Here is a 17,179-nt window from a genome sequence, read left to right on the forward strand (position 1 = left end):
TCTCGGGAGGGGGCACCCTGCCCGGTGTCCGTGGTGCGCGTCGTTCAGGCGACCTTCCGCAACACACCCCCGTGAGGGGGACGCCCTGTCCTGCACGCGCGCGCGTGCGGCCACAATGGAGCAATGAGTGACAGTCCCGCACCCCTCGCCGACCCGCACCACGTCCACGACCCCGTGACGGGCGACGGCCCGAAGGACGTCGTGATCCTCGGCTCCACCGGGTCGATCGGCACGCAGGCCATCGACCTCGTCCTGCGCAACCCGGACCGCTTCCGGGTCACCGGCCTGTCCGCCAACGGCGGCCGGGTCGGCCTCCTCGCCGAGCAGGCCTACCGGCTCCGGGTCCGGACCGTCGCGGTGGCCCGCGAGGACGTCGTACCGGCGCTGCGGGAAGCGCTGACCGCGCAGTACGGCACGGGGGAGCCGCTCCCCGAGATCCTCGCCGGGCCCGACGCGGCCACCCAGCTCGCCGCCTGCGACTGCCACACCGTGCTGAACGGCATCACCGGCTCCATCGGCCTCGCCCCGACCCTCGCCGCCCTGGAGGCGGGCCGCACCCTCGCGCTCGCCAACAAGGAGTCGCTCATCGTGGGCGGCCCGCTGGTCAAGGCGCTCGCCGAGCCCGGCCAGATCATCCCGGTCGACTCCGAGCACGCGGCGCTCTTCCAGGCGCTCGCCGCGGGCACCCGCGCGGACGTGCGCAAGCTCGTCGTCACCGCGTCCGGCGGCCCCTTCCGTGGCCGGACGAAGGCGGAGCTGGCGCACGTCACCGTCGAGGACGCCCTCGCCCACCCCACCTGGGCCATGGGGCCCGTGATCACGATCAACTCCGCGACCCTCGTCAACAAGGGCCTGGAAGTCATCGAGGCCCACCTGCTGTACGACCTTCCCTTCGAACGCATTGAGGTGGTCGTGCATCCCCAGTCGTATGTCCACTCGATGGTTGAGTTCACGGACGGATCCACGATCGCCCAGGCGACGCCCCCGGACATGCGCGGGCCCATCGCCATCGGCCTCGGCTGGCCCCAGCGCGTCCCCGACGCCGCACCCGCCTTCGACTGGAGCACGGCGTCGACCTGGGAGTTCTTCCCGCTCGACACCGACGCCTTCCCGTCCGTCGGCCTCGCGCGGCACGTCGGAGAGCTCGCGGGCACCGCGCCGGCGGTGTTCAATGCCGCCAACGAGGAGTGCGTGGACGCGTTCCTGCGGGGCGCGCTGCCGTTCAACGGAATCATGGAGACGGTCACCCGGGTCGTCGACGAACACGGCACTCCCCCCACGGGAACCTCGCTCACCGTGTCGGACGTCCTCGAAGCGGAGACCTGGGCCCGCGCCAGGGCCCGTGAACTGACGGCACAGACTGGACATACGGCGCAGACAGTCACCGCGGAGGCGCGTGCATGACGACCCTGATGATGATCCTCGGCATAGTCGTGTTCGCGGTCGGCCTGCTGATCTCGATCGCGTGGCACGAGCTGGGGCATCTGTCCACCGCCAAGCTCTTCGGCATCCGCGTCCCGCAGTACATGGTCGGCTTCGGCCCGACGCTGTTCTCGCGCACCAAGGGCGAGACCGAGTACGGCATCAAGGCCATCCCGTTCGGCGGCTACATCCGCATGATCGGCATGTTCCCGCCCGGCCCCGACGGCCGGATGGAGGCCCGCTCCACCTCACCCTGGCGCGGCATGATCGAGGACGCCCGCTCGGCCGCCTTCGAGGAGCTGCGGCCCGGCGACGAGACCCGCATGTTCTACACGCGCAAGCCGTGGAAGCGGGTCATCGTGATGTTCGCGGGCCCGTTCATGAACCTGATCCTGGCGGCCGTGCTCTTCCTCATCGTGCTGATGGGCTTCGGCATCTCGCAGCAGACCACCACCGTCAGCTCGGTCTCCCAGTGCGTGATCGCGCAGAGCGAGAACCGCGACAAGTGCACCTCGGCGGACAGGCCCTCCCCGGCCGCCGCGGCCGGCCTCAAGGCGGGCGACAAGATCGTCTCCTTCAACGGCGTCAGGACCGACGAGTGGAACGAACTCTCGGACCTGATCCGCGCCAACCCCGGCAAGGACGTGCCGATCGTCGTCGACCGCAAGGGCCAAGAAGTCATCCTGCACGCGAAGATCGCCACCAACCAGGTCGCCAAGAAGGACGCCGGCGGCCAGATCGTCCAGGGCGAGTACGTCACCGCCGGCTTCCTCGGCTTCAGCGCCGCCACCGGCGTCGTCCGGCAGGACTTCGACGAGTCCCTGGTGTGGATGGGCGACCGCGTCGGCGAGGCCGTCGACTCCCTCGCCGCCCTGCCCGGCAAGATCCCGGCCCTGTGGAACGCCGCCTTCGACGGCGCCGAGCGCGAACCCGACTCCCCGATGGGCGTGGTCGGCGCGGCCCGCGTCGGCGGCGAGATCTTCACCCTCGACATCCCGCCCACCCAGCAGCTGGCGATGGCCCTGATGCTGGTGGCCGGTTTCAACCTCTCCCTGTTCCTGTTCAACATGCTCCCGCTGCTCCCGCTCGACGGCGGCCATATCGCGGGCGCGCTGTGGGAGTCGCTGCGGCGGAACGCGGCGAAGGCGCTACGGCGCCCGGACCCGGGCCCGTTCGACGTGGCGAAGCTGATGCCGGTGGCCTATGTGGTGGCGGGGATCTTCATCTGCTTCACGATCCTGGTGCTCATCGCCGATGTGGTTAACCCGGTGAGAATCTCCTAGTCGCACGGCGTTCGCGGCGGCCTGGGACGATCGGTTCCGGGCCGCCTTCCATGGAGTGGTTTTCGCGGGCCGTGATGTGCTCGCGCCTCGGCACGTGCCGTAATCTCGAAGCCTGGAGCCCGCTGCTGACGGGACCGGACCTTGATCCACGACTTGGGGTTGCACAGCAGATGACTGCGATTTCTCTCGGCATGCCGTCCGTTCCGACCAAGCTCGCCGAGCGCCGGAAGAGCCGGCAGATCCAGGTCGGATCGGTGCCGGTCGGCGGGGACGCGCCGGTCTCGGTCCAGTCCATGACCACGACCCGTACGTCGGACATCGGCGCCACCCTCCAGCAGATCGCCGAGCTCACCGCCTCCGGCTGCCAGATCGTCCGCGTGGCCTGCCCCACCCAGGACGACGCCGACGCCCTCGCGACCATCGCCCGCAAGTCGCAGATCCCCGTCATCGCCGACATCCACTTCCAGCCGAAGTACGTCTTCGCCGCGATCGAGGCGGGCTGCGCCGCGGTCCGGGTGAACCCGGGCAACATCAAGCAGTTCGACGACAAGGTCAAGGAGATCGCCAAGGCCGCCAAGGAGCACGGCACCCCGATCCGCATCGGCGTGAACGCCGGCTCCCTGGACCGGCGCCTGCTGCAGAAGTACGGCAAGGCGACGCCGGAGGCCCTGGTCGAGTCGGCCCTGTGGGAGGCCTCGCTCTTCGAGGAGCACGACTTCCGGGACATCAAGATCTCCGTCAAGCACAACGACCCGGTCGTGATGATCGAGGCGTACCGCCAGCTCGCCGCGCAGTGCGACTACCCGCTGCACCTCGGCGTCACCGAGGCGGGCCCGGCCTTCCAGGGCACGATCAAGTCGGCGGTCGCTTTCGGCGCCCTGCTCTCGCAGGGGATCGGCGACACCATCAGGGTGTCGTTGAGCGCTCCGCCCGCCGAGGAGGTCAAGGTCGGCATCCAGATCCTGGAGTCGCTCAACCTCAGGCAGCGCGGCCTGGAGATCGTCTCCTGCCCGTCCTGCGGCCGCGCCCAGGTGGACGTCTACAAGTTGGCCGAGGAGGTCACGGCCGGCCTCACCGGCATGGAGGTCCCGCTCCGCGTCGCCGTCATGGGCTGCGTCGTCAACGGGCCCGGCGAGGCCCGCGAGGCCGACCTCGGCGTCGCCTCCGGCAACGGCAAGGGCCAGATCTTCGTCAAGGGCCAGGTCATCAAGACCGTCCCGGAGTCCAAGATCGTCGAAACCCTCATCGAGGAGGCCATGAAACTGGCCGAACAGATGGAGGCGGAGGGCGCGGAGTCGGGCGAGCCATCGGTCTCAGTCGCGGGCTGAACAACGCCCTTGAGGGGCGCGGGGAACTGCGCGAGCAACCGCACAAGACCCGCACCCGCCAAGCCACAGCCCCCCGAGCAGTAGGCGCACACCAACACCGCCCACCCCAGAACGGGCGGTACCTCACGCGGGTCGGCACGGCCAAGCTTCCGCAGGTACAGTGCGGAGATCAGCAGACTTCACCCGTGAGGCCCCGCCCGTGTTGACCCAGACCACCTCCCGGGTCCTCGAACCGAGCGACCTGGACGCCGCGCTCGCCGTCCTCGACCGCGAGCCGGTGGCCAACGCCTTCGTGACCTCCCGGGTCCAGGTCGCCGGCCTCGACCCGTGGCGGCTCGGCGGCGAGATGTGGGGCTGGTACGAGGACGGCATGCTGACCTCCCTCTGCTACGCGGGCGCCAACCTCGTCCCCATCTGCGCCACCCCCCGCGCCATCCGCGCCTTCGCCGACCGCGCCCGCAGGGCAGGCCGCCGCTGCTCCTCCGTCGTCGGCCCCGCCGAACCCACCGCCCAGCTCTGGCGGCTCCTCGAACCGCACTGGGGCCCCGCCCGCGAGGTCCGCGCCCACCAGCCCCTCATGGTCACCGACCGCATGCCCGCCGCCATCGCCCCGGACCCCTACGTCCGCCGCGTCCGCAAGGACGAGATGGAGACGATCATGCCGGCCTGCGTGGCGATGTTCACCGAGGAGGTCGGCGTCTCCCCGCTGGCCGGCGACGGCGGCCTGCTCTACCAGTCCCGCGTCGCCGAACTCGTCGGCTCCGGCCGCTCCTTCGCCCGCCTCGACGAGCACGGCAGGGTCGTCTTCAAGGCGGAGATCGGCGCCGCCACGGACCGGGCCTGCCAGATCCAGGGCGTCTGGGTGGCCCCCGAGTACCGGGGCAGGGGCCTGGCGGCCCCAGGGATGGCGGCGGTACTGCGGTATGCGCTGGCCGAGTTCGCCCCGGTGGTCAGCCTGTACGTCAACGACTTCAATACGGCGGCGAGGCGGACGTACCGAAGGGTCGGCTTCCAGGAGGTCGGCTCGTTCATGAGCGTCTTGTTCTAGCGGACGCAGCGTGCAACGCCCCCAGGGGCGTGGGGAACTGCGCGACCAGCCCCCGCGCACCCGCGCCCGGACGACAACACAAACCCCCCTGTAAGCTCCCGCCATGGACCTCGTCATCGGCCCCCTGGATCTCCCCGCCCACGTAGACGAGGCCCTCGCAGTCCAAGCCGCAGCCTTCGGCCTCGGCACCGACGAGGTGGCCGTCCGCCGCCAGATCGTCCTCCGCCACATGACGTACCCCGGCGCAAGGGCCCTCGGCGCGACAACAGAAGGCCGCCTCGTCGGGTTCGTCTACGGCATGCCCAACGACCGCACCCACTGGTGGTCCACCGTCGTGGAGCCCTACCTCCGCGCCCAGGGCCACGACGACTGGCTCGACAACTCCTTCGTGATCACCGAGCTGCACGTCCACCCCCGCTACCAGAACCGCGGCATCGGCCGAGCCCTCATCACCGCGATCACCGACACGGCGAGCGAACCCCGCTCCATCCTCTCGGCGATCGACACCGACAGCCCCGCCCGCGGCCTCTACCACTCCCTCGGCTACCAGGACCTGGCCCGCCAGGTCCACTTCCCGAGCGCCCCCAAGCCGTACGCCGTCATGGGCGCCCCACTGCCCCTGCGCCGCTAACCGATTTCCACCGTCCCGTACCGCCCGGCTAACCTCCTTGCCATCACCCTTTCCCGGCAGGAGTACGAGAACGATGGCGAACGCACCGGTCCAGCGCATGTCCCAGTTGATGGCGAAGACGCTGCGCGACGACCCGGCGGACGCCGAGGTCCTCAGCCACAAGCTGCTCGTCCGCGCAGGCTACGTCCGCCGTACCGCCGCCGGCGTGTGGTCCTGGCTGCCGCTGGGCAAGAAGGTCCTCGCCAACGTGGAGCGGATCGTCCGCGAGGAGATGGACGCGATCGGCGCCCAGGAGGTGCTGCTCCCCGCACTGCTGCCGCGTGAGCCGTACGACGCGACCGGTCGGTGGGACGAGTACGGCCAGGAGCTGTTCCGGCTGAAGGACCGCAAGGGCGGCGACTACCTCCTCGGCCCCACCCACGAGGAGATCTTCACCCTGCTGGTGAAGGACCAGTGCACGTCCTACAAGGACCTGCCGGTCATCCTCTACCAGATCCAGAGCAAGTTCCGGGACGAGGCCCGCCCGCGCGCGGGCATCCTGCGCGGCCGTGAGTTCCTGATGAAGGACTCCTACTCCTTCGACCTCGCCGACGACGGCCTCGCCGAGTCCTACGCCCTGCACCGCAAGGCGTACCAGAAGATCTTCGAGCGCCTCGGCCTCGACTACCGCATCTGCGCCGCGACCGCCGGCGCGATGGGCGGCTCCAAGTCGGAGGAGTTCCTCGCCCCCGCCGAGGCCGGCGAGGACACCTTCGCGGACTGCCCGAACTGCGACTTCGCCGCCAACACCGAGGCGATCACGTACGGGCTCAAGCCGGTGGACGCCTCCGACGTCCCCGCCGCCGAGGACATCCCGACCCCGGACACCCCGACCATCGAGACCCTCGCCGCCTCCCTCGGCGTCCCGGCCTCCGCCACCCTGAAGAACCTCCTGGTGAAGGTCGACGGCGAGATCGTCGCCTTCGGCGTGCCCGGTGACCGCGAGGTCGACCTGGACAAGGTCGAGGCGCACTTCGCCCCGGCCGTCGTCGAGATGGTCACCGAGGCGGACTTCGCGGCCCGCCCCGACCTGGTCCGCGGCTACGTCGGCCCGCAGGGCCTGGACAAGGTCACGTACGTCGCCGACCCGCGCGTGGCGCCCGGCACGGCCTGGGTCACCGGCGCCAACAAGGAGCACACGCACGCCAAGAACGTCGTCGCGGGCCGCGACTTCGAGGTCGACGAGTACGTGGACGTCGTGGTGGTCCAGGAGGGCGACCCCTGCCCGAAGTGCGGCACCGGCCTGAAGCTGGACCGCGCCATCGAGATCGGCCACATCTTCCAGCTGGGCCGCAAGTACACCGACGCCCTCAAGCTCGACGTCCTCGGCCAGAACGGCAAGCCGGTCCGCGCGACCATGGGCTCGTACGGCATCGGCGTCTCCCGGGCGGTCGCCGCGCTCGCCGAGCAGACCGCCGACGACAAGGGCCTGTGCTGGTCCAAGGAGGTCGCCCCGGCCGACGTGCATGTCGTCGCCGCGGGCAAGGCCCTGCAGACCGAGCTGGCCCTGGAGGTCTCCGACAAGCTGGCGGCGGCCGGTGTGCGCGTCCTGGTGGACGACCGCGCGGGTGTCTCTCCGGGCGTGAAGTTCACGGACGCGGAGCTGATCGGCGTACCGCAGATCCTGGTGGCCGGGCGGCGCGCGGGCGAAGGCGTGGTCGAGCTGAAGGACCGCAGGACGGGTGAGCGCGAGGAACTCCCGGTCGACGAGGCGATCGCCCGCCTGACGGCCGCCTCCTGACGGGGCGTCACACACGCCGGCGAGCTGACCGACTCGGCCCGTCCGGCGTGTGACCGCCTACAGCCACGCAGCGAACTCCAGCAGTAGCTCCGCATCCTTGGGCCGCCCCACCCGCCGTGCCCGGACTCCCGACTCCACGGCCCGGAACAGCGTCCAGCCGCGCAGCCGCTCCTGGTCGACGTCCAGGGACTCCGCGAGCCGCTTCACCCGTCGCCGGGTCGTCGCGGCGCCCGACGGCGTGGCGATCAGGTCCTCCACCCGGTCGCGGACGAGCCGTGCCAGGTCGAAGGCGCACTCGCCGACCACCGGGTCGGGGCCGACCGCCAGCCACGGCATCCGGTCCCCGGCGAGCACCTTGCTCTGCCGGAACGTGCCGTGCAGCAACCGACGCTCGGGCGGCGCCGCCAGCAGCTCCTCGCGCGCGGCGAGCGCCGCGTCCACCAGCGGGGCGAGATCCGCGCCGGCGCTGGCCCGCATCGCCTCGGCCTGCCGTCCGGTCCGCCCGGCCACGCTCTCGAAGGGGTGCCCCTCGGGCGGCTCCACCCACAGCTTCCGCAGCGTGCCCGCCGCCTCCAGCAGCGCCTTGGCCTCGGGCAGCGACCGCACCGACATCTCCGGATGCAGCCGCTCCAGCAGCAGCGCGCTGTCCTCGGCGGCCGGTTCCAGCAGCTGTACGGCGCCCAGGCCGTTCCAGTGCGCCAGCGCGGCCCGCTCGCTCTCCGGGCGGGCCCGGGGCGGGGCCAGCTTCAGCACCGCCGGTGTGCCGTCCGCCCGCCGCACCAGCAGCACCAGGCTGCTCCGGCCGCCCGGCACCTGCACCCGTTCCACGGTCAACTCGCGTAGAGCCACGGCCTGTTGTGCCGTCTCGGGCAGCTTCCGCAGCCAGTCGTCACCGTCCGCTGCCGTCTCACCGAGCGCCCTGACCAGACGCTGCGGCGGTTCGAAAGCCATACGCGAGGTGTCCCCTTCCAGTACGCGTTACGCCGTCGGTGTCGCCGACGGCGAGGCGGCGCCGGCCCGCTCGGCCAGCCCAGGGAAGGCTACGCTCCGACCGCGCCAGCGCACCGCCCGCACCGCCGCTTCGCGCAGCGCGGCCGCGGCCGAGCCCCGCCGCCCCCCGTCGGCCGCCCGCACCAGGTCCGAGTACACCCCGGCCACACGTTCCTCCAGCTCGGCGGCGAGTCGTACGGCCGTCTCCGGGTCGGTCACCGGGAACGGCAGCGCGTACCCGGCGGCCGCGGCCACCGGCTCCGCGCCCAGCGCACGCACCTCGCGCACCAGGGCGTCCCGCCGCGCCCGATGGGCGTCGTACGCCGCCCGCGCCTCCGTGCGCCGTTCCTCGCCGATCCGCCCGCCGACCACGCCGTAGCCGTACACCGCCGCATGCTCGGCCGCCAGCGCCGCCTGCAGGGCCCGCAGCTCCCCGTCCTTCGCCCCGTTCATGCCGTGCCTTCACCTTCCGTGAGCAGATACGCGTACGCCGCTCGACCGACCGCCGGAGCGGCCTGCAGCCCCGTGTCCTTTGCCGCGTTCATGCCGTGCCTTCGCCTGCTGTGAGCAGTTTCGCTGGCGTGGCTGGGGTGACTGCGGTGGCTGCCGGGGCGTTCTGCGGGCTCTGTAGCTGTGGGTCTTTTCCGGTGGTTGTGTTGCATATGCTGTGAGCGTTTTTTGGCGGCGTTCATGTTGCGCCTTCTGCGTGCAGATTGGCGTGCCGTCGCTCGGGCGCCCGCCGGAGCGGCCTGCGGGGCCCGCAGTGCCCCGACCGTCACCTCGCTCACGCCTCGCCCCCGCCCTCCGTGAGCAGATACGCGTGCGCCGCCCCGGCCGCCGCCACCGACGCCAGGAGCCGCGCCAGCTCGCCCGGCACGTCGAGCAGTGCCTCGGCCCGCCGGTCCGCGAGCGCCCGCTCGGCGGCGGCCAGCTCGGCGCGGGCGGCCTGCTCGGTGTCCGGGACGGTCACGGAGGCCTTCTCGGCGGCCGGGGTCGAGGCCGCCGCAGTGGGCGAGGCCTGCGTCGTAAGGCCCCCGAACGCCTCCATGTGCCGCGCCACCTCGTCCCGCAACGGCCGCAGCCGCTCCGCCAGCCCCGGGTGGGCGGCCATCACGGCGTCGTACCGCGCGACCAGCCCGTCGCTGTCCCGGGCCGCACGCGCGCGGACCCGGTCGGCGGCCGACGGGCTACCGCCCGTGCCGCCGGGGCCGTCGGGGCCACCGGAGCAGCCCGTGAGCAGGGCGACGCCCGCGGCCGAGGCGAGCAAGGTCCTTCTGCGCGGCCCCGAGGGCATGCGCGGCGGCAGGGAAAACGGCACGGGTGACGTCCTCGAAGGCTCGTACGAAAGGACTGGGCGGCACGCCCGTGATCACCGTACCCGCGCACCTGTCCGAAACCACTCATCGGCACCGCCCGGCCCCAGGTGGACGGCAACACCGCCCGGGACCGGATACCCTTTGACCAGACACGCGACCTTCCCACAACAGCACACGCGGCCGAGGAGTCACCCGGATGAGCACCACCCAGAGCGAGAGGCTGCGAGAACTGCTGGAACCGCTCGTCACCTCCCAGGGTCTGGATCTCGAAGAGATCGCGGTGGACTCGGTCGGACGCAAGCGAGTGCTGCGCGTCGTCGTCGACTCCGACACCGGAGCGGATCTCGACCGGATCGCCGATGTGAGCCGTGCGCTCTCGGCGAGGCTCGACGACACGGACGCGATGGGCGAGGGCGAGTACACCCTTGAGGTCGGAACCCCGGGCGCGGAACGCCTCCTCACACAGCACCGGCACTATGTGCGCGCCACCGGCCGGCTGGTGAGATTCCAGCTGGCTCAGGGCGGAGAGCTGGTGGCCAGAATCCTCACGGTCGACGGCGAGGGCGTCGACGTCGAGGTACCCGGGGTCAAGGGGCGCAGGCCCACGGCGCGCAGGCTCGCCTTCGACGACATCGCCAAGGCGCGCGTCCAGGTCGAGTTCGGCCGCAAGGAAAAGCAGGACCACAAGGACATGACGGAAGAGGAGGAGGCGTAGCCGTGGACATCGACATGAGCGCCCTGCGGGGCCTGGTCCGGGAGAAGGAGATCTCCTTCGACCTGCTTGTCGAGGCGATCGAGGCGGCCCTCCTCATCGCCTACCACCGCACCGAGGGAAGCCGCCGGCACGCGCGCGTGGAGCTCAACCGGGAGACCGGGCATGTGACCGTGTGGGCGAAGGAGGACCCCCAGGACCTGGAGCCGGGCCAGGAGCCCCGTGAGTTCGACGACACGCCGTCCGGTTTCGGCCGGATCGCCGCGACCACCGCCAAGCAGGTCATCCTGCAGCGGCTGCGCGACGCCGAGGACGACGCCACGCTCGGCGAGTACGCCGGCCGCGAGGGCGACATCGTCACCGGCGTGGTGCAGCAGGGCCGCGACCCGAAGAACGTGCTCGTCGACATCGGCAAGCTGGAGGCCATCCTGCCGGTGCAGGAGCAGGTGCCGGGCGAGACCTACCCGCACGGGATGCGGCTGCGGTCGTACGTCGTCCGGGTGGCCAAGGGCGTGCGCGGTCCGTCGGTGACCCTGTCCCGTACGCACCCCAATCTGGTGAAGAAGCTGTTCGCGCTGGAGGTGCCGGAGATCGCCGACGGGTCCGTCGAGATCGCCGCCATCGCCCGCGAGGCCGGTCACCGCACCAAGATCGCCGTCCGGTCCACCCGGTCGGGCCTGAACGCCAAGGGCGCCTGTATCGGCCCCATGGGCGGGCGGGTGCGCAACGTGATGGCCGAGCTGAACGGCGAGAAGATCGACATCGTCGACTGGTCGGACGACCCGGCCGAGATGGTGGCGAACGCGCTGTCCCCCGCTCGGGTGTCCAAGGTGGAGGTCGTTGACATGGCGTCCCGCTCCGCGCGCGTGACGGTGCCCGACTACCAGCTGTCCCTGGCGATCGGCAAGGAAGGGCAGAATGCCCGACTTGCGGCCCGCCTCACCGGCTGGCGGATCGACATCCGTCCGGACACCGAACAGCCCGGGGAATAGCCGGGGGAATAGATCTCGCCCCCGGTGGGTTGGATCACGACAGTTATACGTGCTGCAACTGTTCGATCTCTGCCCCAAAGGGGTGAGGTCGTTACGGGGAGGTAGACTGAGGAGTGTCTGGCCGGACGCGTGCCCGAGCATGCCCGGAACGCACCTGTGTGGGGTGCCGGGAGCGAGCGGCCAAGACCGAGCTGCTGCGCATCGTGGCGATCGAGGACGCGTGCGTCCCCGATCCTCGCGGTACGCTGCCCGGCCGGGGTGCCTATGTACACCCCGCCTTGGTCTGTCTCGACCAGGCGATACGTCGCCGGGCGTTCACGCGGGCACTGCGCGCCCCGGGAGCGCTCGACACAAAGGCGTTGCGCCGGTACGTCGAGCGGACAACAGTTGCTGAGCAGGCAACACGGTAAGAAGCGTGCCGTACGGACCCCCCCGTGCGGCCTGGTACCTCGCGAGTCGAAAGCAGGTCGAGATTGCGATGAGCACTCGATGAGTACGCGATGAGTACGCCCATGAACTAGCGACGGTCCGGCCGCAACCCGGACCTCAAAGGAGCGAAGTGGCTAAGGTCCGGGTCTACGAACTCGCCAAGGAGTTCGGTGTCGAGAGCAAGGTCGTCATGGCCAAGCTCCAGGAACTCGGTGAATTCGTCCGATCGGCGTCTTCGACGATCGAGGCGCCCGTAGTACGCAAACTGACTGACGCCTTCCAGCAGGGCGGTGGCAACGGCAAGTCCGCCGCGAAGCCCGCCCCCCGGAAGGCCGCCCCCAAGCCCGCCGCGCCGTCTCCGGTGCAGGCGGCACGATCGGCTGCCCCGAAGCCGGCCGCCCCCAAGCCCGCCGCTGCCCAGCAGCCCGCGGCCCCGGCGGCTCCCGCGGCCCCGGCGCCCGCGCCGACCCCCAGCCCGCGTCCGACGCCGGGCCCGAAGCCCGCGCCGCGTCCGGCCCCGGCCGCCCCGGAGTTCACCGCTCCGCCGTCGGCCCCGACCCCGGCCGCCGCGTCCGGCCCCAAGCCGGGCGCCCGTCCCGGTGCCCCCAAGCCCGGCGGCCGTCCGGGTGGCCAGGACCGTCAGGGCCAGCGCCCCGGTGGTCAGGGCTCGCGTCCCGGCGCTCCCGCGCCGCGTCCCGGTGCCCGTCCGGCCGGTCCGCGCCCGGGTAACAACCCCTTCACCTCCGGTGGCTCCACCGGCATGGCGCGCCCCCAGGCGCCCCGGCCGCAGGGTCAGCGTCCCGGCGGTGGTCCCGGTGCCCCCGGCGCCGGTCCCCGTCCGCAGGGCCCCGGTGCCCAGGGCGGCGGTCCGCGTCCGCAGGCTCCGGGCGGTTCCCGGCCGAGCCCCGGCTCGATGCCGCGTCCGCAGGGTGGCGCCCCGCGTCCCGGCGGCGGTCCCGCCGGTCCCCGTCCGAACCCCGGCATGATGCCGCAGCGTCCCGCTGCCGGCCCGCGTCCCGGCCCCGGTGGCGGTCGCGGCCCGGCCGGTGCCGGTCGTCCCGGTGGCGGCGGCGGTCGTCCGGGTGGCGGCGGCGGTTTCGCCGGTCGTCCCGGTGGCGGCGGCGCCCGTCCGGGTGGCGGCGGCGGTTTCGCCGGTCGTCCCGGTGGCGGCGGTCCCGGTGGTGGTGGCGGCGGCTTCGGCGGTGGCGGCGGTGGCCGTCCCGGCTTCGGCGGCCGTCCCGGCGGTGGCCCCGGCGGCCGTGGTGGCACGCAGGGCGCCTTCGGGCGTCCCGGCGGTCCGGCGCGCCGTGGCCGCAAGTCGAAGCGGCAGCGCCGTCAGGAGTACGAGGCCATGCAGGCCCCGTCGGTCGGCGGTGTGATGCTGCCCCGCGGCAACGGCGAGACCATTCGCCTGTCGCGCGGTGCCTCGCTCACCGACTTCGCGGAGAAGATCAACGCCAACCCGGCGTCTCTCGTCGCGGTCATGATGAACCTCGGCGAGATGGTCACGGCCACGCAGTCCGTCTCCGACGAGACGCTCCAGCTCCTCGCCGACGAGATGAACTACACGGTTCAGATCGTCAGCCCGGAGGAGGAGGACCGCGAGCTGCTCGAGTCCTTCGACATCGAGTTCGGTGAGGACGAGGGCTCCGAGGAGGACCTGGTCGTCCGTCCGCCGGTGGTGACCGTCATGGGTCACGTCGACCACGGTAAGACCCGCCTGCTCGACGCCATCCGCAAGACGAACGTCATCGCGGGCGAGGCCGGTGGCATCACCCAGCACATCGGTGCCTACCAGGTCGCGACCCAGGTCAACGGCGAGGACCGGGCGATCACCTTCATCGACACCCCGGGTCACGAGGCGTTCACCGCCATGCGTGCCCGCGGTGCGAAGTCGACCGACATCGCGATCCTCGTGGTGGCGGCCAACGACGGTGTGATGCCCCAGACGGTCGAGGCCCTCAACCACGCCAAGGCGGCCGACGTGCCGATCGTGGTCGCGGTCAACAAGATCGACGTCGAGGGCGCGGACCCGACCAAGGTGCGCGGTCAGCTGACCGAGTACGGCCTGGTGGCCGAGGAGTACGGCGGCGACACCATGTTCGTCGACATCTCCGCCAAGCAGGGCCTGCACATCGACAGCCTGCTGGAGGCGGTCGTGCTGACCGCCGACGCCGCCCTGGACCTGCGGGCCAACCCGAACCAGGACGCGCAGGGCATCGCCATCGAGTCCCGCCTCGACCGCGGCCGCGGTGCCGTGGCGACGGTGCTCGTGCAGCGAGGCACGCTGCGGGTCGGCGACACCATGGTGGTCGGCGACGCGTACGGCCGCGTCCGGGCGATGCTCGACGACACCGGCAGCAACGTCGCCGAGGCCGGCCCGTCCACGCCGGTCCAGGTCCTGGGTCTGACCAACGTCCCGGGCGCCGGCGACAACTTCATCGTCGTCGACGAGGACCGCACGGCCCGCCAGATCGCCGAGAAGCGCGCGGCGCGCGAGCGCAACGCGGCCTTCGCCAAGCGCACCCGCAGGGTCTCCCTGGAGGACCTGGACAAGGTGCTCAAGGCCGGCGAGGTCCAGCAGCTCAACCTCATCATCAAGGGTGACGCTTCTGGCTCCGTCGAGGCCCTGGAGTCCTCGCTGCTCCAGCTCGACGTCGGCGAAGAGGTCGACATCCGCGTCCTGCACCGCGGCGTCGGTGCGGTCACGGAGTCCGACATCGACCTGGCGATGGGCTCGGACGCCATCGTGATCGGCTTCAACGTGCGCGCCGCCGGGCGTGCCGCGCAGATGGCCGAGCGCGAGGGCGTGGACGTCCGCTACTACTCGGTCATCTACCAGGCGATCGAGGAGATCGAGGCGGCCCTGAAGGGCATGCTCAAGCCGGAGTTCGAGGAAGTCGAGCTCGGTACGGCGGAGATCCGCGAGGTCTTCCGCTCGTCCAAGCTGGGCAACATCGCGGGTGTGCTCATCCGCTCCGGCGAGGTCCGGCGCAACACCAAGGCGCGCCTCCTCCGCGACGGCAAGGTCATCGCGGAGAACCTCACCATCGAGGGTCTGCGTCGCTTCAAGGACGACGTCACCGAGATCCGCGAAGGGTTCGAGGGCGGTATCAACCTCGGCAACTTCAACGACATCAAGGTCGACGACGTCATCGCGACGTACGAGATGCGCGAGAAGCCGCGCGCGTAACAGCACGTGGCTGACGGTGGCCGACGGGACGTGCAGCCCGTCGGCCACCGCGGTTTGCCCCGAGAGAGCCCGGGCGCAGCCCGGGCAAAACCCGGTCGAACCCCCGGCGGGCGTCGCGGTACCGTTCTTGAGGGCTCCATCGATCCCGTACCGGCGGGTGAACCGGTTACACACATGTACGTGGGGACGCTGTCCTTCGAACTGCTCCTCGGCGACGTACGGTCGCTGAAGGAGAAGCGCTCCGTCGTCCGCCCGATCGTCGCCGAACTCCAGCGGAAGTACGCGGTGAGCGCGGCCGAAGTGGACCACATGGACCTCTATCGCAGGGCCCGGATCGACCTGGCGGTGGTGTCCGGCGACGCGGGGCACGTCAGCGACGTGCTGGACCGGTGCGAGCGGCTGGTCGCCGGCCGCCCCGAGGTGGAACTGCTGTCGGTCAGGCGCCGCTTCCACGGCGACGACGACTGACCCAGAGAACGTAGATCAGGAAAGAACGGGAGACGGACCAGTGGCCGACAACGCGCGTGCCAAGAGGCTGGCGGACCTCATCCGAGAGGTGGTGGCCCAGAAGCTGCAGCGCGGGATCAAGGACCCGCGGCTCGGCTCGCACGTCACCATCACGGACACCCGGGTGACGGGCGATCTGCGGGAGGCGACCGTCTTCTACACCGTGTACGGGGACGAGGAGGAGCGGACGGCCGCTGCCGCCGGTCTGGAGAGCGCCAAGGGCATCTTGCGCTCCGAGGTCGGCAAGGCGGCCGGCGTGAAGTTCACGCCGACGCTCACCTTCGTCGCCGACGCCCTCCCGGACACCGCCCGGACCATCGAGGACCTCCTCGACAAGGCCCGCCAGTCCGACGAGAAGGTGCGCGAGGCCTCGGCGGGCGCCACCTACGCCGGTGACGCCGACCCGTACAAGAAGCCGGGTGACGACGAGGACGACACCACCGCATGACCCACAAGCACACCACGCCCGACGGCCTTGTCATCGTCGACAAGCCGTCGGGCTTCACTTCGCACGACGTGGTCGCCAAGATGCGCGGCATCGCCAGGACGCGCCGCGTCGGCCACGCCGGCACCCTCGACCCGATGGCGACCGGCGTCCTCGTCCTCGGCGTCGAGAAGGCGACCAAGCTCCTCGGGCACCTCGCGCTGACCGAGAAGGAGTACCTGGGCACCATCCGCCTGGGCCAGACGACCGTCACCGACGACGCCGAGGGCGAGATCACGGGGTCGGTCGACGCCTCGAAGGTCACCCGGGACGCCATCGACGCCGGGATCGCCAAGCTGACCGGCGACATCATGCAGGTGCCGTCCAAGGTCAGCGCCATCAAGATCAACGGCGTGCGCTCGTACAAGCGGGCCCGCGAGGGCGAGGACTTCGACATCCCGGCCAGGCCCGTCACCATCTCGTCGTTCGGCGTGTACGACGTCCGGGACGCCGTCGCCGAGGACGGCACCCCCGTGCTCGACCTGGTCGTGTCGGTGGTCTGCTCCTCCGGCACCTACATCCGCGCCCTCGCCCGAGACCTGGGCGCCGACCTGGGCGTCGGCGGCCACCTCACGGCGCTGCGCCGGACGCGCGTCGGGCCGTACAAGCTCGACTCGGCCCGCACCCTGGAGCAGCTCCAGGAGGAGCTGACCGTGATGCCGATCGCCGAGGCGGCGGCGGCCGCGTTCCCACGCTGGGACGTGGACGGCAGGCGGGCCCGGCTGCTCACCAACGGCGTGCGGCTCGACATGCCCGACGAGTACGCGGGCGCCGGGCCGGTGGCCGTCTTCGATCCCGAGGGCCGCTTCCTCGCGCTCGTGGAGGCACAGCGGGGCAAGGCCAAGAGCCTCGCCGTCTTCGGCTGACAGCTGCCGAAGCCGCTGACAGCTCGTCATGGCTTGCCCGTGAAGCGGCGGTCACGGGTTCTGCGTTCCCGCCGCTCCACGGTCCCCCCTCGGTTCCCCCACCCCTAGGGTGTATCCAACGACCCCGGTCCGTTCACCCGACCAGGCAGGCGCTCGGAGTGAACCAGGGGAGCGCAAGGGGGCGCGTTCGCCACGCGT

16 protein-coding genes are annotated in these 17,179 nt (G+C 71.4%); 13 read left to right on the forward strand and 3 right to left on the reverse strand.

From position 1 onward, the window contains the following. Positions 1-123: 123 nt before the first annotated feature. The 6 genes from dxr (at position 124) to KWI83_RS21275 (ending at position 7,492) form a co-directional block, all read left to right on the forward strand. Entirely contained in the window at positions 124-1,404 is a 1,281-nt protein-coding gene (gene dxr / locus KWI83_RS21250; protein WP_218515951.1) for a 1-deoxy-D-xylulose-5-phosphate reductoisomerase, read from the forward strand. Positions 1,405-1,412: 8 nt separating this feature from the next. Then, entirely contained in the window at positions 1,413-2,705 is a 1,293-nt protein-coding gene (locus tag KWI83_RS21255; RefSeq protein WP_218515998.1) for an RIP metalloprotease, read from the forward strand. A 170-nt stretch (positions 2,706-2,875) separates the two neighbouring features. Then, positions 2,876-4,033: a flavodoxin-dependent (E)-4-hydroxy-3-methylbut-2-enyl-diphosphate synthase gene (ispG, locus tag KWI83_RS21260; RefSeq protein ID WP_218515952.1), complete on the forward strand. Its 1,158-nt coding sequence runs from the start codon at positions 2,876-2,878 to the stop codon at positions 4,031-4,033. 199 nt (positions 4,034-4,232) lie between these two features. Continuing rightward, entirely contained in the window at positions 4,233-5,081 is an 849-nt protein-coding gene (locus KWI83_RS21265) for a GNAT family N-acetyltransferase (RefSeq protein WP_218515953.1), read from the forward strand. Positions 5,082-5,184: 103 nt separating this feature from the next. Then, a complete protein-coding gene (locus tag KWI83_RS21270; protein WP_218515954.1) occupies positions 5,185-5,712 on the forward strand; it encodes a GNAT family N-acetyltransferase in 528 nt (175 codons plus the stop codon). Between the two features lie 73 nt (positions 5,713-5,785). After that, positions 5,786-7,492, forward strand: coding sequence for a proline--tRNA ligase (locus KWI83_RS21275; protein ID WP_218515955.1), 1,707 nt, complete (start codon positions 5,786-5,788; stop codon positions 7,490-7,492). Between the two features lie 57 nt (positions 7,493-7,549). Here KWI83_RS21275 and KWI83_RS21280 read toward each other — a convergent pair whose 3' ends face one another. The 3 genes from KWI83_RS21280 to KWI83_RS21290 all read right to left on the reverse strand — a co-directional run bounded on the left by KWI83_RS21280 (position 7,550) and on the right by KWI83_RS21290 (position 9,800). Continuing rightward, positions 7,550-8,443, reverse strand: a complete 894-nt coding sequence (locus tag KWI83_RS21280) for an aminoglycoside phosphotransferase family protein (RefSeq protein WP_218515956.1) — start codon at positions 8,441-8,443, stop codon at positions 7,550-7,552. Positions 8,444-8,470: 27 nt separating this feature from the next. Continuing rightward, positions 8,471-8,935: a ferritin-like domain-containing protein gene (locus KWI83_RS21285; RefSeq protein ID WP_218515957.1), complete on the reverse strand. Its 465-nt coding sequence runs from the start codon at positions 8,933-8,935 to the stop codon at positions 8,471-8,473. Between the two features lie 331 nt (positions 8,936-9,266). Then, positions 9,267-9,800 carry a hypothetical protein gene (locus KWI83_RS21290; RefSeq protein ID WP_218515958.1) on the reverse strand — a complete coding sequence of 178 codons (534 nt, stop codon included), beginning with the start codon at positions 9,798-9,800 and terminating at the stop codon, positions 9,267-9,269. A 194-nt stretch (positions 9,801-9,994) separates the two neighbouring features. Here KWI83_RS21290 and rimP point away from each other — a divergent pair, with 194 nt between their 5' ends. The 7 genes from rimP (at position 9,995) to truB (ending at position 16,981) form a co-directional block, all read left to right on the forward strand. Then, a complete protein-coding gene (gene rimP / locus KWI83_RS21295) occupies positions 9,995-10,513 on the forward strand; it encodes a ribosome maturation factor RimP (protein WP_218515959.1) in 519 nt (172 codons plus the stop codon). 2 nt (positions 10,514-10,515) lie between these two features. Further along, positions 10,516-11,502: a transcription termination factor NusA gene (gene nusA / locus KWI83_RS21300; RefSeq protein WP_218515960.1), complete on the forward strand. Its 987-nt coding sequence runs from the start codon at positions 10,516-10,518 to the stop codon at positions 11,500-11,502. A gap of 113 nt (positions 11,503-11,615) precedes the next feature. Then, entirely contained in the window at positions 11,616-11,912 is a 297-nt protein-coding gene (locus KWI83_RS21305; RefSeq protein ID WP_218515961.1) for a YlxR family protein, read from the forward strand. Positions 11,913-12,061: 149 nt separating this feature from the next. Further along, complete coding sequence (infB, locus tag KWI83_RS21310) at positions 12,062-15,124, forward strand: translation initiation factor IF-2 (RefSeq protein ID WP_218515962.1); 3,063 nt, start codon at positions 12,062-12,064, stop codon at positions 15,122-15,124. Positions 15,125-15,298: 174 nt separating this feature from the next. After that, positions 15,299-15,592: a DUF503 domain-containing protein gene (locus KWI83_RS21315; RefSeq protein WP_218515963.1), complete on the forward strand. Its 294-nt coding sequence runs from the start codon at positions 15,299-15,301 to the stop codon at positions 15,590-15,592. A gap of 40 nt (positions 15,593-15,632) precedes the next feature. Then, positions 15,633-16,079 carry a 30S ribosome-binding factor RbfA gene (gene rbfA / locus KWI83_RS21320; protein WP_189702073.1) on the forward strand — a complete coding sequence of 149 codons (447 nt, stop codon included), beginning with the start codon at positions 15,633-15,635 and terminating at the stop codon, positions 16,077-16,079. After that, positions 16,076-16,981 (forward strand): tRNA pseudouridine(55) synthase TruB, encoded by a 906-nt coding sequence (gene truB, locus KWI83_RS21325; RefSeq protein WP_218515964.1) that lies wholly within the window; start codon positions 16,076-16,078, stop codon positions 16,979-16,981. Before rbfA ends, truB begins: the two co-directional genes overlap by 4 nt. Positions 16,982-17,179 lie beyond the last annotated feature (198 nt).

The sequence above is a fragment of the Streptomyces sp. TRM70350 genome, from assembly GCF_019219825.1.
Taxonomy (GTDB): domain Bacteria; phylum Actinomycetota; class Actinomycetes; order Streptomycetales; family Streptomycetaceae; genus Streptomyces.